The sequence below is a fragment of the Thermaerobacter sp. FW80 genome, from assembly GCF_004634385.1.
Taxonomy (GTDB): domain Bacteria; phylum Bacillota; class Sulfobacillia; order Thermaerobacterales; family Thermaerobacteraceae; genus Thermaerobacter; species Thermaerobacter composti.
In genome coordinates this window covers 1,795,083-1,813,076 of record NZ_CP037895.1, presented here as the reverse complement: position 1 = coordinate 1,813,076, position 17,994 = coordinate 1,795,083, and the positions used below count along the sequence as shown (strand labels likewise).

The 17,994-nt window shown below is 76.9% G+C and carries 8 protein-coding genes; 1 reads left to right on the top strand and 7 read right to left on the bottom strand.

Features of this window, described 5'->3' with window-relative positions; all coding sequences use genetic code 11:
- Positions 1-238: 238 nt before the first annotated feature.
- Positions 239-955, bottom strand: coding sequence for an SDR family oxidoreductase (locus E1B22_RS07530; RefSeq protein ID WP_135225160.1), 717 nt, complete (start codon positions 953-955; stop codon positions 239-241).
- A gap of 642 nt (positions 956-1,597) precedes the next feature.
- Between E1B22_RS07530 and E1B22_RS07525 the strand changes: the two genes are divergently transcribed.
- Complete coding sequence (locus tag E1B22_RS07525) at positions 1,598-3,193, top strand: hypothetical protein (RefSeq protein ID WP_135225159.1); 1,596 nt, start codon at positions 1,598-1,600, stop codon at positions 3,191-3,193.
- Between the two features lie 5 nt (positions 3,194-3,198).
- Here the strand turns inward: E1B22_RS07525 and E1B22_RS07520 are convergent, their stop codons facing one another.
- The 6 genes from E1B22_RS07520 to E1B22_RS07495 form a co-directional block, all read right to left on the bottom strand.
- A complete protein-coding gene (locus tag E1B22_RS07520) occupies positions 3,199-3,573 on the bottom strand; it encodes a hypothetical protein (RefSeq protein WP_135225158.1) in 375 nt (124 codons plus the stop codon).
- Positions 3,574-3,794: 221 nt separating this feature from the next.
- Entirely contained in the window at positions 3,795-8,492 is a 4,698-nt protein-coding gene (locus E1B22_RS13900) for a UvrD-helicase domain-containing protein (RefSeq protein WP_305791190.1), read from the bottom strand.
- A complete protein-coding gene (locus E1B22_RS07510; RefSeq protein ID WP_135225157.1) occupies positions 8,479-12,300 on the bottom strand; it encodes a PD-(D/E)XK nuclease family protein in 3,822 nt (1,273 codons plus the stop codon). The genes E1B22_RS13900 and E1B22_RS07510 overlap by 14 nt, the downstream gene beginning before the upstream one ends.
- The gene (locus E1B22_RS07505) at positions 12,297-15,797 is read right to left on the bottom strand and encodes an AAA family ATPase (RefSeq protein ID WP_167758884.1); all 3,501 of its coding nucleotides are present in this window, start codon (positions 15,795-15,797) and stop codon (positions 12,297-12,299) included. The genes E1B22_RS07510 and E1B22_RS07505 overlap by 4 nt, the downstream gene beginning before the upstream one ends.
- A 122-nt stretch (positions 15,798-15,919) precedes the next feature.
- Positions 15,920-17,059, bottom strand: a complete 1,140-nt coding sequence (locus E1B22_RS07500; protein ID WP_135225155.1) for a DNA repair exonuclease — start codon at positions 17,057-17,059, stop codon at positions 15,920-15,922.
- Between the two features lie 103 nt (positions 17,060-17,162).
- Positions 17,163-17,732, bottom strand: a complete 570-nt coding sequence (locus E1B22_RS07495; protein ID WP_135225154.1) for a glycerol-3-phosphate acyltransferase — start codon at positions 17,730-17,732, stop codon at positions 17,163-17,165.
- Between the last annotated feature and the right edge of the window lie 262 nt (positions 17,733-17,994).

Below are 17,994 nucleotides of genomic sequence, written 5' to 3'. Positions count from 1 at the left end.
CGCGACGGGCGATCCTCCCTCCGACCCGCCAACCGGCGGCCCTCCAGCCCTCGAACGGACGGCGACCGGCAGCGGGGGCCGGGTTCGTCCGGTCAAGACGCAAGACGGTGTCCCCGGCCTCTGCGGCCCTGGCATCGCTCCGGCGTCGCCCCGCCGCCGGCTCGGCTCCCGGTGAGGGCCATGGGTCGCTCCGCAGCCTCTTCCCGCGCCCGCGGGGCGGATCCCTGCCGGCGCCGCATCACTGCTGGTCGGCCGGCACCAACGGGCGCATGATCACCGTGCCGTAGATGACCCGGCGCGGCGCCGCGGCCACCTCCAGCACGGTGTGGGCCACGTCCTCGGGCCGCAACGCGTAGTCCCGCGGCGGCGTCCCCCCGAAGTGGGTCTGGACCGAGCCGGGGCACACGGCGGTGACCCGCAGCTCGTAAGGACGCACCTCCTGCCGGAGGGTGTCCGCCAGCGCCATCAGGCCCCACTTCGAGGCGCAGTAGCCCGCCCCGTTGACGAAGGTGGTGGTGCCGGCCACGGACGAGATCATGATGATGTGGCCGTCCCGCCGCTCCATCATATGGGGGAGCACGGCCTGGGACCAGAGGAAGGGCGCCTTGAGGTTGACCGCCATCATCTCGTCCCAGGCCGCCTCCGAGAGCTCGGTGACGGGCGCGAAGTGGCCGACCCCGGCATTGTTGACCAGGATGTCGATCCGTCCGAACCGCTCCAGCGTCTCCCGGACGACGTCGCGGGCCGCTGCCGCAGAGGTCACGTCGGCGACGCGCGGGACGAACCGGCTCGCGGCCTCGTCCAGCGCCGCCCGCAACGTCTCCAGGGCGTCGCCGGATCGGGCCACGCCCACCACCTGGGCGCCCTCGGCCACGAAGGTGCGCACGATGGCGGCGCCGATGCCGCGGCTGGCGCCGGTGACGATGGCCACCTTGTCCTGAAGCCGGCCTGCCATGCTCTTGCCTCCCTCGTCTGGCGTCGGGTTGCGGGTTGCTCGCACCCTTCCACTTTAACCCGATTCGACCCGAGCGTGGGTAGCGCCGCGGTGCGGCGCGGGAGCACCGCGCCACGGCGACCGCGGGGACCGGCGGGCGCCGACCGGTGCGGGCGGGCGCCGTGGGTCGGCATGGCGGGCCGGGATCCCCGCCGCCGGGCGCCTGCGCACATCGGCATCCTGGGGCGGGGTGGCGGTATGGCCGCGGCGGCCGGCCAGCCGGCTTACGGAGGAGGGCCAACGCCTGCACCGTGGGGCGGGGTGGCGGCGTGGTCGCGGCGGCCGGCTTGCCGGTCGCAGGGCGCCGGTGCTATCGTGGTAGCCGCCGTGCCCCCCTCCGCCGCGAGCTCCGCGGGCCAGGACGGTGCGGGGTCGCAGCGGCGGAGCGACGCCGGCCCGTCCGGCCGATCACGGCCCATCCGGCAGCGGACGCCCGCGGGCCGACGGGCGGCGAGGGCCGGCGGTCCGGACCCCGGCGCAGTTCCGGGTGCCTGCGCCGTTCTGGGGCCCCGGTGCACCGGGGCGGCAGTCGGGCGGTGCGCCGGGCTGAGGCCGGCGCCGGTCGCGGGGCGGCGATCCCACGGAAGGACGACGATCGGTTCCATGGATCCCCAACGTCCCGTCCAGGTCGAGGCCGACCCATCGTCGCCCGGGGAGACGACCCCCGCCGCCGTCCGGGGCGGCGACGACGCCGCGGGTGTCCGACCGGCGTCGGTCGGCGACGCGCCGGCCGGGGGTGGCGCCACGTCACGCCCGCGCCCCCCGGCGGGCGGCCTCCGGCGGCTGGCCCGGTTCTATGGGCCGCTGGCCGCCAGCGACCTCCTGATGGCCGCCTCCGAGATGGCGGTTAGCGCCGGCATCGCCCGGCTGGCGGCGCCGGACCTGTCCCTGGCGGCGTACGGGGCGGTGATCGCCACCTGCCTGCTGATCGAGAGCCCCGTCATCATGTTGCTGCATGCGGGCAACGCGCTGGCGACGCATCCCCAGGCGCTCCGCCGCCTGCAGCGGTTCACCCTCCTGCTGGCCGGGGGGCTGACCGGCCTGCACGCCGCCCTGGCCTTCACGCCGCTGTTCGATCTCTACTTCGGCCGGATGCTGGGACTGGATCCGTCGGTGCTGGCCCTGGTGCGGCCGGCCTTCGCCCTGATGCTGCCCTGGACGGCCGCCATCGCCTGGCGCCGGGTTCATCAGGGGCTCCTCATCCGGCACGGACACACCGTCGTGGCCAGTCGCGGCACCTTGCTCCGGTTGACCACCCTGGCGGCGGTCATGACCCTGGCGGGGGTCCTCGGACGGCAGCCCGGGGCGGTGGCCGGGTGTGCAGGACTGGCCGCGGCCGTGACGGCCGAGTGCGCCTACGTCGACGCGTACGCGCGGGGCTGGCTGGCCCGGTCCGGATGGCGACAGCCGGCGGCGCACGCCGCGACGTCTGCGGGATGGCCTCAGGCCGGGGTCGCCGCCGGGGAACCCCGGGGTGAGGCCTCTCCACGGCCTGCCGAGGCGAATCCGGAACCCTTGAGCTGGCGGGGGCTCTTGGGGTTCTACGTTCCGCTGGCCCTGACCAGCGTCACCACCTTTGCCGCCCGGCCGGTGCTGACGGGCCTCCTGGCCCGCTCGGCCGACGCCGCCCGCGCCCTGGCCGCATGGCCGGTGGTCTGGGGGACCGTGCTCCTGTTCCTGTTGCCCATGCGCACCGTCGAGCAGGTGGCCATCGCTCACGGCGAGGCGGAAGCCCAGCGGCTGGTGCGGGCCTTCGCCCTGCGCATCGGCCTGGCGGGAGCCGCCGCCCTGGCGCTCCTGGCCGCCACGCCGCTGGCCGGGGCGTATCTCACCGCGGTGATGGGCGTCGGCGGGGGCGTGGCCGAGGCGGCCCGGGTCGGTCTGCTGGCCATGGTCCCCGTGCCGCTGGTGGTGGCGCTGGCCTCGTGCGAGGCCGGCCATCTGGTGCGGGCGCGGCGCACCCTCTTCATCCACGGCTCGGCGCTGGCCAACGTGGCGGTCCTCTGCGTCACCGCGGGGCTGCTGGGCCACCTGGCACCGCACTGGCCGGGCACGCGCCTCGCGGCGGTGGCCCTGGTCGCCGCCTATCTGGCCGAGTGGGCGGTGGTGGCCGCCGGGACCCTGCGCGGTCCCCATCGCCTGCCCCATGGCCCCGGCGTGCGTCGTCAACCGCCGTCCGAGGCGTGGGCTGCGCGGTGATTGGGTCACCCGCCGCCGGTGGGCGCACCTTCGTCGGAGCGCCGGCCGTCCCCCGCGCCGCGGGGGTTGCCGGGGCCGCGGGCGATGCGGTGGGCCGCCCGCACCGACTCCGTGGACTGCCGGGTCGCCTCGTAGTCCGTCCCGCTCTCCGGATCGGCGCCGTAGGTGGCGCCCCACAGCCGGGCGGCCTCGGGCGACCGCGGTCCCGGGACGCCGCCGTCCACGGGCACCACGGGGCCACCGGCCCCCCGACGAACCCGGCCGGGGACGCTGCCGTGGGGGGCTGCCCCCGCGCCCTCCCGCCCTCGCCCGTCGGCCTTCGCCACCGCTCGTCCCTCGGCCCTGCGTCCTGCCGGTTCGTCCCGATCCGCTCCCTCCATGACCGTCACCCCCTTGGCGGCTAGTATGGCTCGTGGGGCTTGCGTCGCCGTCCCGCCGGCGGCCGCGGCCGGATCGGCCCGGCCGCGATGGGACCGCGACGGGACCGAGGGACGGGCACCGGCGAACCGGGGAGCCGCTCAGGGATCCCGGCGGGGCCGAACGACCCGCTCCGCGTCACCGTCGCCCGTCGGTCCCGTCGGCGCGACCCGGTCGGCCGGGATCAGGGCACCGGCACGGCGGCTCCTGCGGCCAGGAAGACGAGGTAGGCCTCCTTGACGGGGCGGCCCGTGATCTCCCTGAGCGCCCGGCGGTAGAAGCGGACCTGCCCCGCGTAGAGGGCGGCCATCGCCTCCAGCGTCCGCCCCCGCGGCTCGTCGGTCTTGAAGTCCAGCAGGAGCAGGCCGTCGTCCTCCTCCACGAAGCAGTCCACGACCCCCTGGACGACCACCACGTCCGCATCCGCGCCGGTGCCCCCCTCCGTCCCGCCGGCCGCCAGGTCGGGGTAGAGCTCCGTGGCGGGCACACCCAGGGTGAACATCCACTCCCGCCGCACCCGCTCGGGCGCGCGGCGGAGCCGCCGCCCCAGGGGACCGGCGAAGAAGCGGGCCAGCGCCTGCCGGTCGACGACCTCCGCCTCCGCCGGCGTCAGCAGGCCCCGTCCCACCATGGCCTCGATCTGGCGGGCGACGTCGTCGACGTCCAGCGGGCCCGTCAGGTCCAGGTGCTGCAGGACGCGGTGGGTCGCCGTGCCCCGCTCGGCGCCGCTCAGCGGGAGGGCTGCCCCGACAGCCGGCGCCGCCGCGGCGTCCAGGCGCGGCTGCCGGAGCCCCCGGCGCAGCTCGGCCGGCAACGGGTAGGCCTGCCACTCCGGGTCGGCACGGCCCTCGAGTTCGCTGACGGACCGCTTGGCGAAGCGGTTGGCCAGGGCAGCGAAGGGATACCGCCACGCCAGGCGCCGCCGCAGCGCCTCCACCGCCTCGCGGTCGACGGCGCCCGGCGGTAGCGGCTCCCCGCGCAGCAAGGGCTCCAGCCACCCGGGGACCGGGACACCTTCCACCGCGCCCGGCGTCGCCTCCTCCGCCTCCCGATCCCCGGTCCCATCCGAGGCGGCCGGCTGCGACCTACACGATCCGTCCGCCGGCGGTGCAGCGGAGCGGTCGCCGGGACCGCCGTCGGCCGGTGCGGGCGCGGGTCCCGTCGCCTCCCGGGGCGCGGGCCCGGCGGGGTCGTCCGGTGCCGCCGCCGGCATCGCCGGCCGCAGGAGCAGCGCCCAGGCCCAGCGGGACGTCCACCCCGGGCCCGGCGGCGGCTCGACCGCCCCGCGCCCCGGGCCAGCGGGGGAGGGCGCGCCGGGAGGGTCCGGGTCCTGGGGCCGGCCGCGCCCCTGGCCGCCCAGGGCCAGCCGGCGCAAGGGGGTGGCGTCGGGATGGTGGATGAGGGCGGTCCCGATCCAGTCCAGGAAGCTCCTGGCGCCCTCGAGGATCGCCGCCGGCAGGGGCTCGGGCCCCCGCCCGTCGCCGGCCCAACCGCCGGCCGCCGCCCACCACGCGGCCGCGGCGGTGGGCAGGTCGCGGACGGATCCGACCAGGATCAGCCGCTCCCGCGCCCGCGTCAGGGCGACGTAGAGGATGCGCAGCTCCTCGGCCAGGGTGTCCAGGCGCTGCCGCGCCCGGACCGCCTCGTAGGCCAGGCTGGGATAGCGGATCCGCAGTTCCGGGTCCGCCACCTTGAGCCCGAGCCCCAGCTCCCGGTGCAGCAGGGCGTGGCCCCTCTCCTCGGGGAATCGCGCCCCCAGGTCCGCGACCACCACCACCGGGAACTCCAGCCCCTTGCTCTGGTGGATGGTCATCACCCGGACCACGTCCTCGTTCTCCCCCAGGGCCGGGGCGGTGCCCAGGTCGTCACCCCGCTCGCGCAGCCGCTCGATGAACCGGAGGAAGCGGAAGAGCCCCTGCCGGGCGAACCGGTCGAACTGGCGGGCCCGGTCCCGCAGCGCCTCGAGGTTGGCCCGGCGCTGTTCGCCCGCCGGCAGGGCGGCGACGAAGGTCAGCAGGCCCGTCTCGTCGTAGATCGCCTGGATCACCCGGGAGAGCGGCCAGCGGCGGGCCAGGCCCCGCCAGCGGGCCAGGTCGGCCAGGAACGCCCGCAGACGCTCCGCCAAGCCCTCGCCGGCGGCACCGGCCCAGCCGGTGCCGCCGGCGGCCGGCCCCCCGGGGTCGCCCCCTGCGGCCCTGGGGTCGCCCGGGCCGGAAGTGCCCCCCGCCGCTCCTGCATCACCGAGGCCGCCCGCCGGTCCGGCATTGCCTGCGCCCCCCGCCGGTCCCGCATCGCCGGTGCCCCCCGCCGCTGCGGCATCGCCGGGGCCGCCCGCCGCCCGGGGGCTCAGGAGGGCGGGCGCCACAGCGGCGGCCGGCGGCCCCGGGCGGGCGTCCGAGGCCGCCGCCTGGCACGCCTGATCCCGCGGCGCAGCCGGTTCCTCCCGGTCGGGATCCCAGCCGGCGACGCGGCAGACCGCCTCGTAGAAGGGGACGTCGCGGGCGGCCACCCGGATCCGGGCCAGGTCGTCCGCGTCCAGCCCCACCACCGGCGAGCGCAGCACCGCGGCCAGCGGGATGTCCTGGCGGGGGTTGTCCAGCACCTGCAGCAGGGCGAGGACCATCTCCACCTCCGGCGCGGTGAGGTAGCCGGTCCGGGAGCGGGTGTAGACCGGCACCCCGTGGCGGGACATCACCTCCACGAAGGTGGCCGCCCGCACCTTGGCGCTGCGCAGCAGGACCACCACGTCCCGGTACCGCACCGGCCGGTAGCGCTCCAGGTCGGGATCCCAGACGTGCAGCGGCGGCTGGCCCGGTGCCCCCTCCACCAGACGCCGGATGCGCCAGGCCACCAGCCGGGCCTCCCGCTCGAGGACGGTCGGGTCGACCTCCTCGTCCTCGCTGCCCTCCTGGTCCCCCGTCCCGTGGGACCCCGGACCCGCCTCCCCATCCCCCTCCTCCGCGCCGTCGCGCAGTTCCGGTCCGGGTTCCCCGGCACCGCGCCCACCGGGTTCCCCTGGGCGGAGCCCAGCCTCCGCCTCGGGATGCGACGGTCCGGCGGCCGGCCCGCCGTCCGCCGCCTCGAGGCCCGGGACGGGGATGGAGCCGGCGGCCAGGGCGTCGGGGAGGTCGTCGTCCAGCGCCTCGGGCTTCCGTTCCAGCACGTAGACCTCCACCGGGGCCTCGCCGGCCGCCGTGCCCGCGGGCGGGTCGGGGAAGGCGGCCCGCGGGCGGAGCCGGGCGGCCTCGTCGTAGGCGAGACCCCCCAGGTCCTGCACCATGAGGCGCGCGAAGAGGTCGTTGACCGCCGTGAGGATGGCCGGCCGGCTGCGGAAGTTGGCGTTGAGCTCGATGCGCCAGCCCGGTGCCGGCGCGGCGTCCGCCGGCGCCGGCACCGGGGGCGCCGGCTCGTAGGCGCGGTAGCGGCCGAGGAACAGGGCGGGTTCGGCCTGGCGGAAGGCATAGATGCTCTGCTTGACGTCGCCCACCAGGAAGAGGTTCGGCGCTCCGTCCTCGCCGTCCCGCGCCACGAGGCGGAGGATGGCGTCCTGCAGCGGATTGATGTCCTGGTACTCGTCCACCAGGACCTCCTGGTAGTGGCGGCGGAGCTCGCGGGCCACGGCGGACGGCACCAGGGCACCGGGATGGGCGGGGTCGGCCAGGAGCGCCAGGGCGTAGTGCTCCATGTCGGTGAAGTCCATCAGGCTGCGGTCCCGCTTGGCGACTTGGAGGGAGGCGGCGTACGCCTTGACCAGATCGACCAGGGTGGCCACGTGGGGCGCGAGGCGTTCGAGGTCGGCGGCGACGTCGGCCGCCGGGCGGGCCCATAGGCCCTCGCGCAGCCCGCGGAGGTCCCGCTTGATGTCCTCCCGGCGCCGTTGGATCCGTTTGTGGAACGGGTTCGCCTTGGCCTCGGGGTTGCCGGGGAGGCGGGGCCACTGGGTGGCCGCCTCCAGGATCTGCCCCAGCCCCTCCCACCCCACTCCCGCGGCCTCGGCGGCCAAGGATGCCAGCCGACGGGCGTCGCCTTCCAGCGTATCGGCCCAGACCGCGGGTCCTCCCGGCCGGCGACACTGGGCGGCGAGGCCGGCCAGGGCCATGGCGTGGCGCTGCAGGCGGCGGGCCACCCCCTCCCGCGCCGCCTGCAGCCACCGCGCGCCGTCCAGGTCGGCGCCGGCCTCCCGGTACATGCGCACCAGCGCGTCGAGCCAGGCCTCCGGCCAGGGCTGCGCATAGGCGCTCTCGTAGAGGGCCAGGACCAGCTGCCGCAGGTCCTCGTCGCCGCGGCGGCCGCCGTACGCCTCCACCAGGGCCAAGAAGTCGGCGGCGGCGGCCGCGTAGCGCCGTTCGAAGAGGTCGTCCAGCACCTCGTGGCGCAGCAGCTGGGCTTCGTGCTCGCCGGCCACCTTCGTCGCCGGGTCGAGGCCGAGGCGGTAGAAGTACTGTCGGATGATGCGCAGGCAGAAGGCGTGCACCGTCGAGATGCTGGCCCGTCCCAGCAGCGCCAGCTGGCGGCGCAGCCGCCGGTCGTCGGGGTGCTGCGCCAGGGCCGCCTCCAGCCGCTCGCGGATCCGCTCCTTCATCTGCGCGGCGGCCGCCTCGGTGAACGTCACCACCAAGACCCGGTCGACGTCCAGCGGATCCGCGGGGTCCAGCACCCGGCGCACGACGCGCTCCACCAGCACCGAGGTCTTGCCGGCACCCGCGGCGGCGCTGACCAGCAGGTTCGCACCGCGCAGGGCGATGGCCTGCCACTGTTCCTCGGTCCACCGCGTGCCCGTTCGCGCGCCGCCCTCGGCCGCCACCGGGCGCGACGCCGCGCCGCCGGTGGCTGCGGCCCGGGCCGGCCCCCCTCGGCCGCCTGCGGGTTCACCGACGGTCATCGTCCGCCCCTCCCTCCGCGGCAGCGGGGACGGGCCCGGCGGGTCCGCCCCCGTGGGATCCGTCGGCGTCCGCCGGGGCGGGCCGGTCCGGCGGCCGCGGGGCCGCCCGGCCGGCCGGCAGGCCGGTGGACGCCCCACCGCCGCCGTCCGGGGCGTGGGCCTGCCGCACCCGCTGCCAGACCTCTTGGGGACGCAGGGGCCGCATCACCCGGTAGCGGTTGCCCGGCAGGCGCGGGTCGAACTGGCAGAGCGCGCGGAAGGCGCAGGTGCCGCAGGGCGAGCGTTCCTTGAGGCGGTACGGCGCCACCTCCACCCGCCCCGCCAGGATGGCCGTCGCCATCGCCTGGACCCGCGCCTCCACCAGCCGGAAGAGATCCTCCATCTCCCCCGGCTGGAGGACCCGCGCCCAGGCCGTGGGCGTCCCATCCCTCCTGAGCTCCACCGGGATCAGGGTCTCGGGCTTGAGCTCGCGGTCATGGGCCCGGATGACCTCCGCGTCGTCGACCACCCAGCCCTGGGCCCGCAGGAGCCGGCGCGCCCGCCGCCGGGCGGCCTCCTCCGCCGGCAACGGACCCTCGGTGTCGAGGAACGGGTCGTGGACCGGGAAGTACAGCAGCGCCGCCGGCTCCACCGCGGCCGCCGGGACCGGGCTCCCGGGCGGGCCGCCGTCCGGGGCCGGGACCGGCGATCCGGCTCCCGGCCGCCCGGGCGCCCCCCCGGGGTCGATCCCCAAGGCGGCGCCCGCCCGGACGGCCACCAGCAGGTACAGCGGCAGTTGCAAGGCCAGCCCATGGTAGACCTGGTCCAGCGGCAGGTCGTGGGCGCTGCTCTTGTAGTCGACGACGCGGACGAGCCAGCGGCCCGACGCGGTCCGGGCCCCGTCGATGCGGTCGATCCGGCCTTGCAGGGCCAGGCGCTCGCCCGAGGGCAGCCGCCACGGCTCGACTAGCAGCGGCGCGTCGGGATCGGGCCCGAAGTCCACCTCCACCGCCAGCGGCCGGAAGTCGCCGCGACGGGCGTGCTCCGCCAGGCGACGGGCGGTCTGGCCGAGGATGCGCCGCGTCCGCTCCAGCAGGTGCGCGTGGTACGCCGTCTCCACGGCCAGCTCCTGGGCCAGCCGGGGCCCGATCTCGTCCAGGCACGCGGCGACCATCGCCTCGAGCCGGGACTCATCAAGGTCCTTCCAGTCCAGTCCCTCCTCCCACACCTTCCGCGCCAGGAGGCTGAGGGCGGCATGGTGGATCCGGCCCAGGCGCGGCGCGTCGAGCCGCCCGACCACGCGCTCCCGCAGCCCGAGCCCATGGGCCGCGAAGTGCTGGAACGGACAGGCGGCGAACCGCTCCAGCCGGCTGACGCTGGTCCGCAGCAGCCATCCGGCCGCGGCCGGGCGGGCATAGAGCTGCCGCCCCAGCTCGCGGCCCAGGGGACGAGGCCGGTTGGCATGGGCCAGGGCGGCCAGCGAGTGCAAGGCCCGGGGCCGGACGGCGGGGTCGGTGACGGCCCACTGATAGAGCACCGCCCAGGTGGGAGGCGGGTCCCCGCGGCGCGGGGCGGGCGGAGCCCATGGCCCCGCGGAGACCCCCATTGCATCCCGGTGGCGGGCCAGCAGCCGGGCCAGCCGGTCGATGCCCTGCGCCGGCGTCGCCACGTCGTCCGTCCCGTCGGCCGTCGCGGAACTCACGGCGAGGCCGGGCAGGAGGACCCGAAGCCGCCGCGTGAGCCAGGCCGGCGCCACCGCCCGGCCCTCCTCGTCGCCCAGCGGGTAGCTCACCCAGAGGCGGTCCCGCGCCCGGGTCAGCGCCACATAGGTGTGGTACTGCTCGTGCAGCGCCCGCACCCGCCCGGGCGGCCCCAGCTCGACGCCGCGCTCGGCCAGTTCGTCCCGCTCCTGATCGGTGAAGATGGCATCCTCCTCGACGCGGCGGGGGAAGGCGTCGTCGGTGGCGCCCAGGACGAACGCGGCCCGGGCGCTGGGGTGCCGCGAGCGCTCCACGCTGCCCGCCACCACCTGGTCGAGGCCCGGCGGGATGAGGCCGACCCGCAGGCCCTCCATGCCCGCCTCCAGCACGCGCAGGAACTCGGCCGCCGTCAGGGCGATCCCGGGCAGGCTGGCTCCCACCTGCTCCAGCAGCTCGGCGACGCCGTTCCAGACCTGGAGGTGCTCCTGGGCCGCCTCGAGGTCGCCGGCCCCCTCGGCCTCCTCGCTCCACCCCTGGAGCCGGGCGGGGACGTCGAGGTCGACCAGCAGCTGGTACAGGGCCGCCGCCAGCTCCGCCGCCGGCACCGGTTGCCGGCGGGCCGGCGCCACCCGCTGGAAGAACCGGCGCAGGTGCCCGGTGGCCTCGTCGCGGATGCGGTTGATGGCCTCGAGCTCCGCCTGCTGCACCGGCGTCGGCTCGACGTCCGCCTCCAGGGCCTCGCGGCGCCACCAGCGCCACGGGCCCCCTCGATACCACCGCGAGCCCCGGATGCCGAAGGCCAGCACGTAGTTCTCCAGCCGGTCCACTTCCCCCCGCGGCACGGGCACCAGGTCGGTCTTGAGGTAGCGGAAGACCGCCTCGTAGGGCCAGTCGCCCGCCACCACCTCCAGCGCCGCCCGCACCAGCTCCAGCAGGGGGTGGTGGGCCACCGGGCGACGGCGGTCGACGAAGAGGGGGATGCCGTGTTCCGCGCAGGCGGTCGCCAAGAGGTCGTGGTAGGTCTCCAGATCCCGCACGATGACCACCATGTCCCGGAACCGGTATCCCTCTTCCCGGGCCAGGCGCAGCATCTCCCGCGCGGCCGCGGCCACCTCCGCCCGCCGGTCGGGCGCGGCCACCAGCGTGATGCCCTCGGGCGGACCGGCGAAGCGGCGGCCGGGGAACTGGAACAGCTCCCGCTCCAGGTGGGCCAGGGCCGGGTTGCGGAAGCGCGGCATGCCCCCGCCCGCTTCCGGGAGGACCCGGGCGGGGGCGACGGCCACCCCCGCCCGCCGTGCGATGTCCAGCAACTGCCGCGCCGTCACCGCCGTGGGGTGGAAGAGCGCCGACTCGTCGTCCCCTTGTCCCGCCTGGCCGGCGCCGCCCACGGCCCAGGGCGCCTCCTGAGGGTCCAGGCAGAGACTGACCTCGACGCGGTCCGCCACCCGCAGGAGGGCCTCCAGGACCCGCAGCTCGCCGGGGGTGAACCCGGTGAAGCCGTCGACCCAGACGCGGGCCCCCTGCAGCCAGGCGGCGTCGTGGATGCACCGCGCCACCCGTTCCAGCACCTGGACGGGGTCGTACAGGTGGTGTTCGGCCAGAAAGTCTTGGTACGCCTCCAGGATCAGGGCGAGATCGTGCAGCTTGACGGCGAGGAGGCCCTCGCGGCCCTCGCCCACCAGGGCCGCATGGCGGGCCCGCAGGGCGTCGGCGTCGATCCCGTAGGCCGCCAGCTCGCCGAGGGTGGCGACCAGTCGCTCGATGAAGCCGGGCCGGTCGGCCACCTGGCCGAACAAGGCGAGCCGCGGGGCCTCGCGGGCGACCAGCGCGCGCAGGATCAGCCGCTTGCCCAGTTCGGTGACGGTGGGCGTCGCCGCCCCGCCGGCCTCCTGCTGCACCCACCAGGCCAACCGCTGGAAGCTCGCCACCCGCGCCCGGGCGAACCCCCGCCGGCCATGGCGATGGACCGCGGCCAGCAGCGCCTGCTCCATCTGGAACGTGGCCTGCTCGGGCACCAGGAGGATCAGGGGCGGTCCGGCCGGACGGGCCGCCTCCTCCCGCGCCACCGCCTCCAGGCAGTGATGGGTCTTGCCGGCCCCCGCCCGGCCGAGAATCAGCCGCAGGCTCACGAGCCCTCGCCCTCCCCTTCCCGCGTCGCCCCGCCACCCGCCGCATCCGTCGGCCCCGCCGGCGCAGACGGCGCCGACGCCACGGCGACCTCCTGCGCCGTGGCCGGCAGCGCCCCGGCCAGCTCCACCGGTTGCCCCCACGCCGCCAGCGCCGGCCGGTGCGACAAGACGACCACCTGGCGGTCCTGGGCCAGGGCGGTCACGATCCGCCGCCCCTCCTCCAGACGCCGGTCGTCCCAGTGGACGAAGGGGTCGTCCAGCACGAAGGGGAGGTTGACGTCGCCGGCCAGCAGGTCGGCCACCGCCACCCGCAGCGCCCAGAACAGCTGGTCCCGGGTCCCCTGGCTGAGCTGCTCGGCCACCACCGGCGTGCCGTCGGCTTCGCGCACCGACAGGCGGAACCGGGCATCCAGCACCACCCGCCGCCCCGGTTGGCCCGTGATGCGGGCGAAGTAGCGGCTCGCCGCGTCCTCCAGCCGCTGCCGGTAGGTGGCGTGGAACTCCTCCAGCGCCTCCCGCAGGTGTCGGTGGGCCAGCACCAGGGCGTCCAGCTCGTCCCGCAGGGCTTCGCGCCGTGCCTGCAAGGCGACCAGCTCCAGCTCCGCCTGGGCGATGTTCAACGGCGCCTGCTGCAGGAGCGCCGCCTCCTGCGCCGTCAGGTGCTGGAGCTCCGCGTCGGCCTGGCGGATCGCGGCCTCGATCCCGCGCCGCTCCTCCTCGAGACCGGCCAGGGGGTGCGCCGCCTGGGCCGGGTCGAGGTCCTCCCCCGTCGGCAGCTCGGGGAAGCGCTTCGCCAGGTCCTCGATGGCCCGCAGCTCGACCAGGCAGGCATCGCGCCACTGCTCGAGCCGCACCGCCAGCGCCTCCGTGTCGGGCGTCTCCCAGGCGCCCAGGACTCCCTTGAGCTCGCCCTCGCGCTCCCGCCGCCGCTGGCGGTGGGCTGCGTAGGCCTGCCACTGCTCGCGGGCCTGGATCGGATCGCCCCCGCAAGCCTCGAGGAGGGCGCGGCACCGCGCCCGCAGGGCGGCCTCCTGCGCCGTGAGGGACGCCAGCTCCTGCGCCAGGGTCTCCGCGCGACGAGCCGTCGCCTCCGCCTCCTGGGCCTGCTCGACCTCCAGCCGCTGCAGGTGTTCGTAGACGGCCGGCGGCCCATCGGGCACGGCGGCCGGCTCGGGGTCGCCGCCAGGGGACCAGCTGGCCTCCAGCGCCTGCAGCCACGCGGCCTCCCGCTCCTCGAGCCGCCGCCACCGGTCGGCCTCCGCGGCGGGTTCCTCCCAGGACGCGGCGTCCCACCGACTGAGCTGCTCCACCAGGCGCCCCACCGTCCAGGCGCCGGAGGGCGCGCCGTCCCCCAGCGCCTCCCGGGGGTCCGCCGGCGACGCGGACCCTCCAGGGTCCGCGTCGCCGGCCACCACGATGCGAGCCATGGCACTCCACGACGGACCGGTCTCGGGCAGCACCAGCTCCGCCACCTCGTCCGCAGACGGGGGCGGGCCGGAGCGGACGCCCCAGAGCTCGGCCGCCAAGCGGGTCCGCTCCTCCTCCAGCCGCCGCCGAAGGCTGCAGACGGCGTCCCACCAGGTCGTGACCCGATCCACCGCCCCCGCCCCGCCGGTGAAGGAGGCGACCCAGCGGCGCAGATCTTCGATGGACGCCTCCACCGCCTCCAGCCGCCGCCGGACGTCGTCACGCGCCGCGGTCTCGCGCCGTCGGCGCTCCTCCAGGCTCGCCTGCCGCGCCTGCCACTCCCGGAAGCGGCCTTCCAGCTCCCGGAGGCGCGCGGGCGCCTCGTGCGCCCAGGGCCCGAGCCGCGCCCGCACCGCCTCCAGGCGCTGGCGAAGCCCCTCCTCGACGGCGGGAGCGACGCGCTGGGCCCCTGCGACCCCTCGCCACGCCAGCCACCCGACCCCCAGCGCGGCGAGGCCCACGGCCAGGGCGAGCATCCACCCCGGGGCCTCCACAGCGCGGCCCAGGGTCGCCGCCGCCACCCCGGCCGCGGCGGCCACCGCCAGGGCGACCCGGCGGCCCAGCCTGCGCCGCTGCACCATCTCGGCCCGTCGCCGCTCCGCCTCATGCTCCCTCCGCTGGATCTCCTCCTGCAGGGCCGCCGCCTCGGCGGCGGCAGCGGCGATCTCCGGCGTCCACCGTTGGACCTCGGCAAAGGTCGCCGCCAGTGCCCGCCCCTCCTCGGCGAGGGCCTCGAGCGCCTGCTCCCGGGCCCGGAGCTCCCCAGCGAGGGCCGCCGCCTGGCGCTGCAGCTCGGCCTCCTGGCGCGGCGCCGCCCGCAAGCGTTCGAGCTCGTCCGCCGACGCCGCCGCCAGCCGCGGGGCACGCCGCCCCAGCCGGTCCAGCGTCGCCAGGGCCCGATCGAGGAACCGGTAGCGACACCACGCCGCCCACAGCACCCGCGCGGCGGCCTGCCACCGCCGGCGCTCCAGGACCGCCAGCTGATCCCGCAAGGCCGCGGCCGCCTGGCTCACCTGCAGCAGCCGGTCCAGGGCGGCCGCCAGGCCGCTCTCGTCGTCGCCCGCCCAGTCCTCCCAGCCCGGCCAGCGACGGCGCTCCTCCTCCCGGAGGGCCGCGACCTCCGCCTCCAGCACGGCGGCCCGCTGCACCGCCTGCTCGATGCGCCGCCGCTGGACCAGCCGGTCCCGGTACCGTTCCACGCGGCGACGCCACTCGGCCCAGGCGTCGTGGCGCTCCCGGCACCGCTCCAGCCGCTGCTCCAGCGCCTGCCGTTGTGCCGCCACCTCCGCCCGGCGCCGCCGCACCCCCTCGAGGGCATCGGCCGCCTCCCGGTCGCGGGCGATGGCCTCCTCCAGTTGGCGGATCCGCTGCTCGACCTGCTCGATCGCCCGATCCTGCCGCAGGTTCTGCCCCGAGACGCCGAGCTCGCGGGTCCAGCGGGTGAGCGCCCGGATGGCCTCCTCCAGGGCGGCCAGCGCCTGGGCGGGCGAGCGGGCGCCGGCACCGGCCAACAGCTCCTGCACCTCGGGGGCCAGCCCGGGTTGCCGGTCGGCGGCCGCCGGCGCGGGCAACGGCTGCTGGAGGCAGAAGGTCTCGAGCAACACCGCCCGGGAGCCGATCCCCACCAGCCGCCGGATCGCCTCCTCGTACCCGGGGGCGGGCCGGTTGGCGGCGGGGTTGTGGGTCCCGGCCCACTCCTCCACCGGACCGCGCGGGTCGAGCCGCACGAGCCGCACGCGGTGGGTGGCGAAGTCCCGCTGGATGCGGTAGCGCCGCCCGTCGACGGCGGTGAACTCGAGCTCGCCCTCGAAGCGCGCAGCCCCGCCCCAGTGCCGGTACCGGGCCTGGCCGTAGCGCGACGGGTCGGACGAACCCGGCAGACCGAAGAGGATCGCCACGAGCCCGGCGACCAGGGTGGACTTGCCGCTCTCGTTGGGCGCCACCCAGTGCCCCAGGCCGTCGGGGAACCGGAACTCGACGGCCTCCCGGAAGGGTCCGAAGCCCTGCAGCCGCAGCCGGTGCCAGCGCACCCGGCCGCCCCCCGGGAGCGGGGATCGCCCCCCCGCCCCGCCGGCCCCGCCCCCCGGACCGCCGGCACCGGCGCCCTCCGCGGGGACCGGGGCGCGGCGGTCCCTCGCACCACCTGCGCCCGTCACGGTCGGGGTCCCTCCCGCAGCAGGGCGCGGACCCCCACCCGCAGGGCCCGCTCGGCGACCTGCCGCCGGCGGGGGTCGGCTGCCGCGTCGATCTCGCCCAGGAGCCGCTTGACGAACAGGCCCAGGATCGTGGGTTCCGCCGCCCAGGCCGCCAGCTGCTCCGGGCTGACGGGATCCGTGGCGTCCTCGATCTCGAGGTGGAAGAACCGGTGGCCCAGCGCCACGGCCAGCACCTCGGCATCGACGGGGAACGCCGGCACCCCCTCCAGGCGCACCCGCAGGATGGCGTCGGGCGGGGCCACGTCCTCCAGGTGGGACCGCAAGCGCTCCACCGAGGGGAATCGCCCCGCGTCCACCGTGACGGTCACCACGGGCTGGACCTCCACCGGCTCCCGTCGCAACCCCACCACGCCGCGGCCGGGCTCCACCTCCACCAGCGTCCACGCCCCGGTCCCCGGGTCGTCGAAGCCCTTGCCCTCGACGGCGCCGGCGTAGGCGGCCAGCGTTGGCCCCAGCCACTCCTCGTGGGCCTGGTGGATGTGCCCCAGGGCCACGTAGTCGTACCCCGCCCGTCGCAGGCCCTCGCGGTCCAGGGGCAGGCTGCGGTCGCCCCCCCACCGGCCCAGCGTGCCGTGGAAGACGGCCACGTGCAGGCCGGGTTCGTCCGCCCGGGGGAAGTCCGCGAGCGGGACCCCCGCCGGGGTGATGCCGCCGGTGTAGGCGAGGCCGTACAGGTGGACGGGGGTACCCGCCACCGTCAGGGTCGCGACCCGGTCGGGGAGGGCGTTGCGCACCAGGACCCCCGGCCACGAGCTGCCGTAGAGGCGGTACACCGAGTCGTGGTACGTGATCTCGTCGTGGTTGCCGGGCACGGTGACCACCGGGATGCCGGCGGCCTCCAGGCGACGCAGCTGGCCGATGACTGCCGTCACCAGCGCGGCTTCGGGGCGGTGGGTCTCGAACAGGTCGCCCGCGATCACCACCAGGGCGACGCGGTGTTCGGGATCCAGGGCGTAGTCGACGGCCCGCTCCAGCAACCGGTCCCGCCGCTGCCGCCGCTCGGCGGCCCGCGGTGGCGGCATGAAGGCCGGTTCCCAGCCCAGGTGCAGGTCCGCCAGGTGCAGGATGCGGAACAAGGCTCGTCCCTCCTGAGGGCGCGGGCGGTCCCTGCCGCCGTCCCGTGTCGCGTCGCCGCCTGCCGACGGCCGGCGGTGCGCCGGCCGCGGGGCGACGGCCGCCCTAGATCCACCGCCCGCGGTGGCGGGTCCACTGCAGATACCGCAAGCCGACGGTGACCATCGCCGCCACCGCGGCGGCCACGCGGATCCCCGGCGTGTGGGTCAGCAGCATCAGCACGAGCCCGAGGGGAAAGCCGACGATGCCCACCCACGGGGTGCGCCGCCGCCAGAGCGCCACCCCGCATCCGACCAGCAGGGCGGGGATCAGGGCGGTCGGGGCCAGGTAGACGGTCACCCCGATGGCGCTGGCCAGCCCTCGCCCGCCGGGACGGAACCCCCGTTGCAACGGCCAGTTGTGTCCCGCGACGGGAGCCACCGCCGTGGCCACCAGCAGCCAGCCGCCGGCGCCCAGCCGGTCGGCGAGCCAGATGGGGATCAGCCCCTTGGCGAAGTCGAAGGCGAAGACCGCAAGCCCGGCGGCGGCCCCCGCCTGACGCCAGGTGCCCGCCGTGCCGGGTTCGTCCCCCAGCTCGCGCGGCGAGGCGCCGCGACGCCAGCGCACCAGGTACTCCCCCGGCAGGATGCCGCCGAGGAGATAGGCCGCCACCGGCAGCAACACGACCCCGTCCATGGACGACCTCCGATCCTCGAAAGACTGACCATCGGCCCGCAGGCCTCGCGGGGCACCCGTGCAGCCGGCACCGAGGGGCGCCCCAGGACCCCCACCCCAGCGGCCGCCCCGCCCGATGCACCGGCCGACCTCGTTCGGTTGCGCCTGGAGACCGCCGCAGACGCCACCCCCGCGGTCGCCCCGCCCCCCGGCCGCAGGCAGGATCATCCTACCCAAACATGTGTTCCCTGTCAATGGGCTACCAGGAGGGACCGATCCATGG

Excerpts from the sequence above, each read along its gene's own strand:
- E1B22_RS07530 (WP_135225160.1), bottom strand. The coding sequence starts at position 955 with ATGGCAGGCCGGCTTCAGGACAAGGTGGCCATCGTCACCGGCGCCAGC.
- E1B22_RS07525 (WP_135225159.1), top strand. The coding sequence starts at position 1,598 with ATGGATCCCCAACGTCCCGTCCAGGTCGAGGCCGACCCATCGTCGCCC.
- E1B22_RS07520 (WP_135225158.1), bottom strand. The coding sequence starts at position 3,573 with ATGGAGGGAGCGGATCGGGACGAACCGGCAGGACGCAGGGCCGAGGGA.
- E1B22_RS13900 (WP_305791190.1), bottom strand. The coding sequence starts at position 8,492 with ATGACCGTCGGTGAACCCGCAGGCGGCCGAGGGGGGCCGGCCCGGGCC.
- E1B22_RS07495 (WP_135225154.1), bottom strand. The coding sequence starts at position 17,732 with ATGGACGGGGTCGTGTTGCTGCCGGTGGCGGCCTATCTCCTCGGCGGC.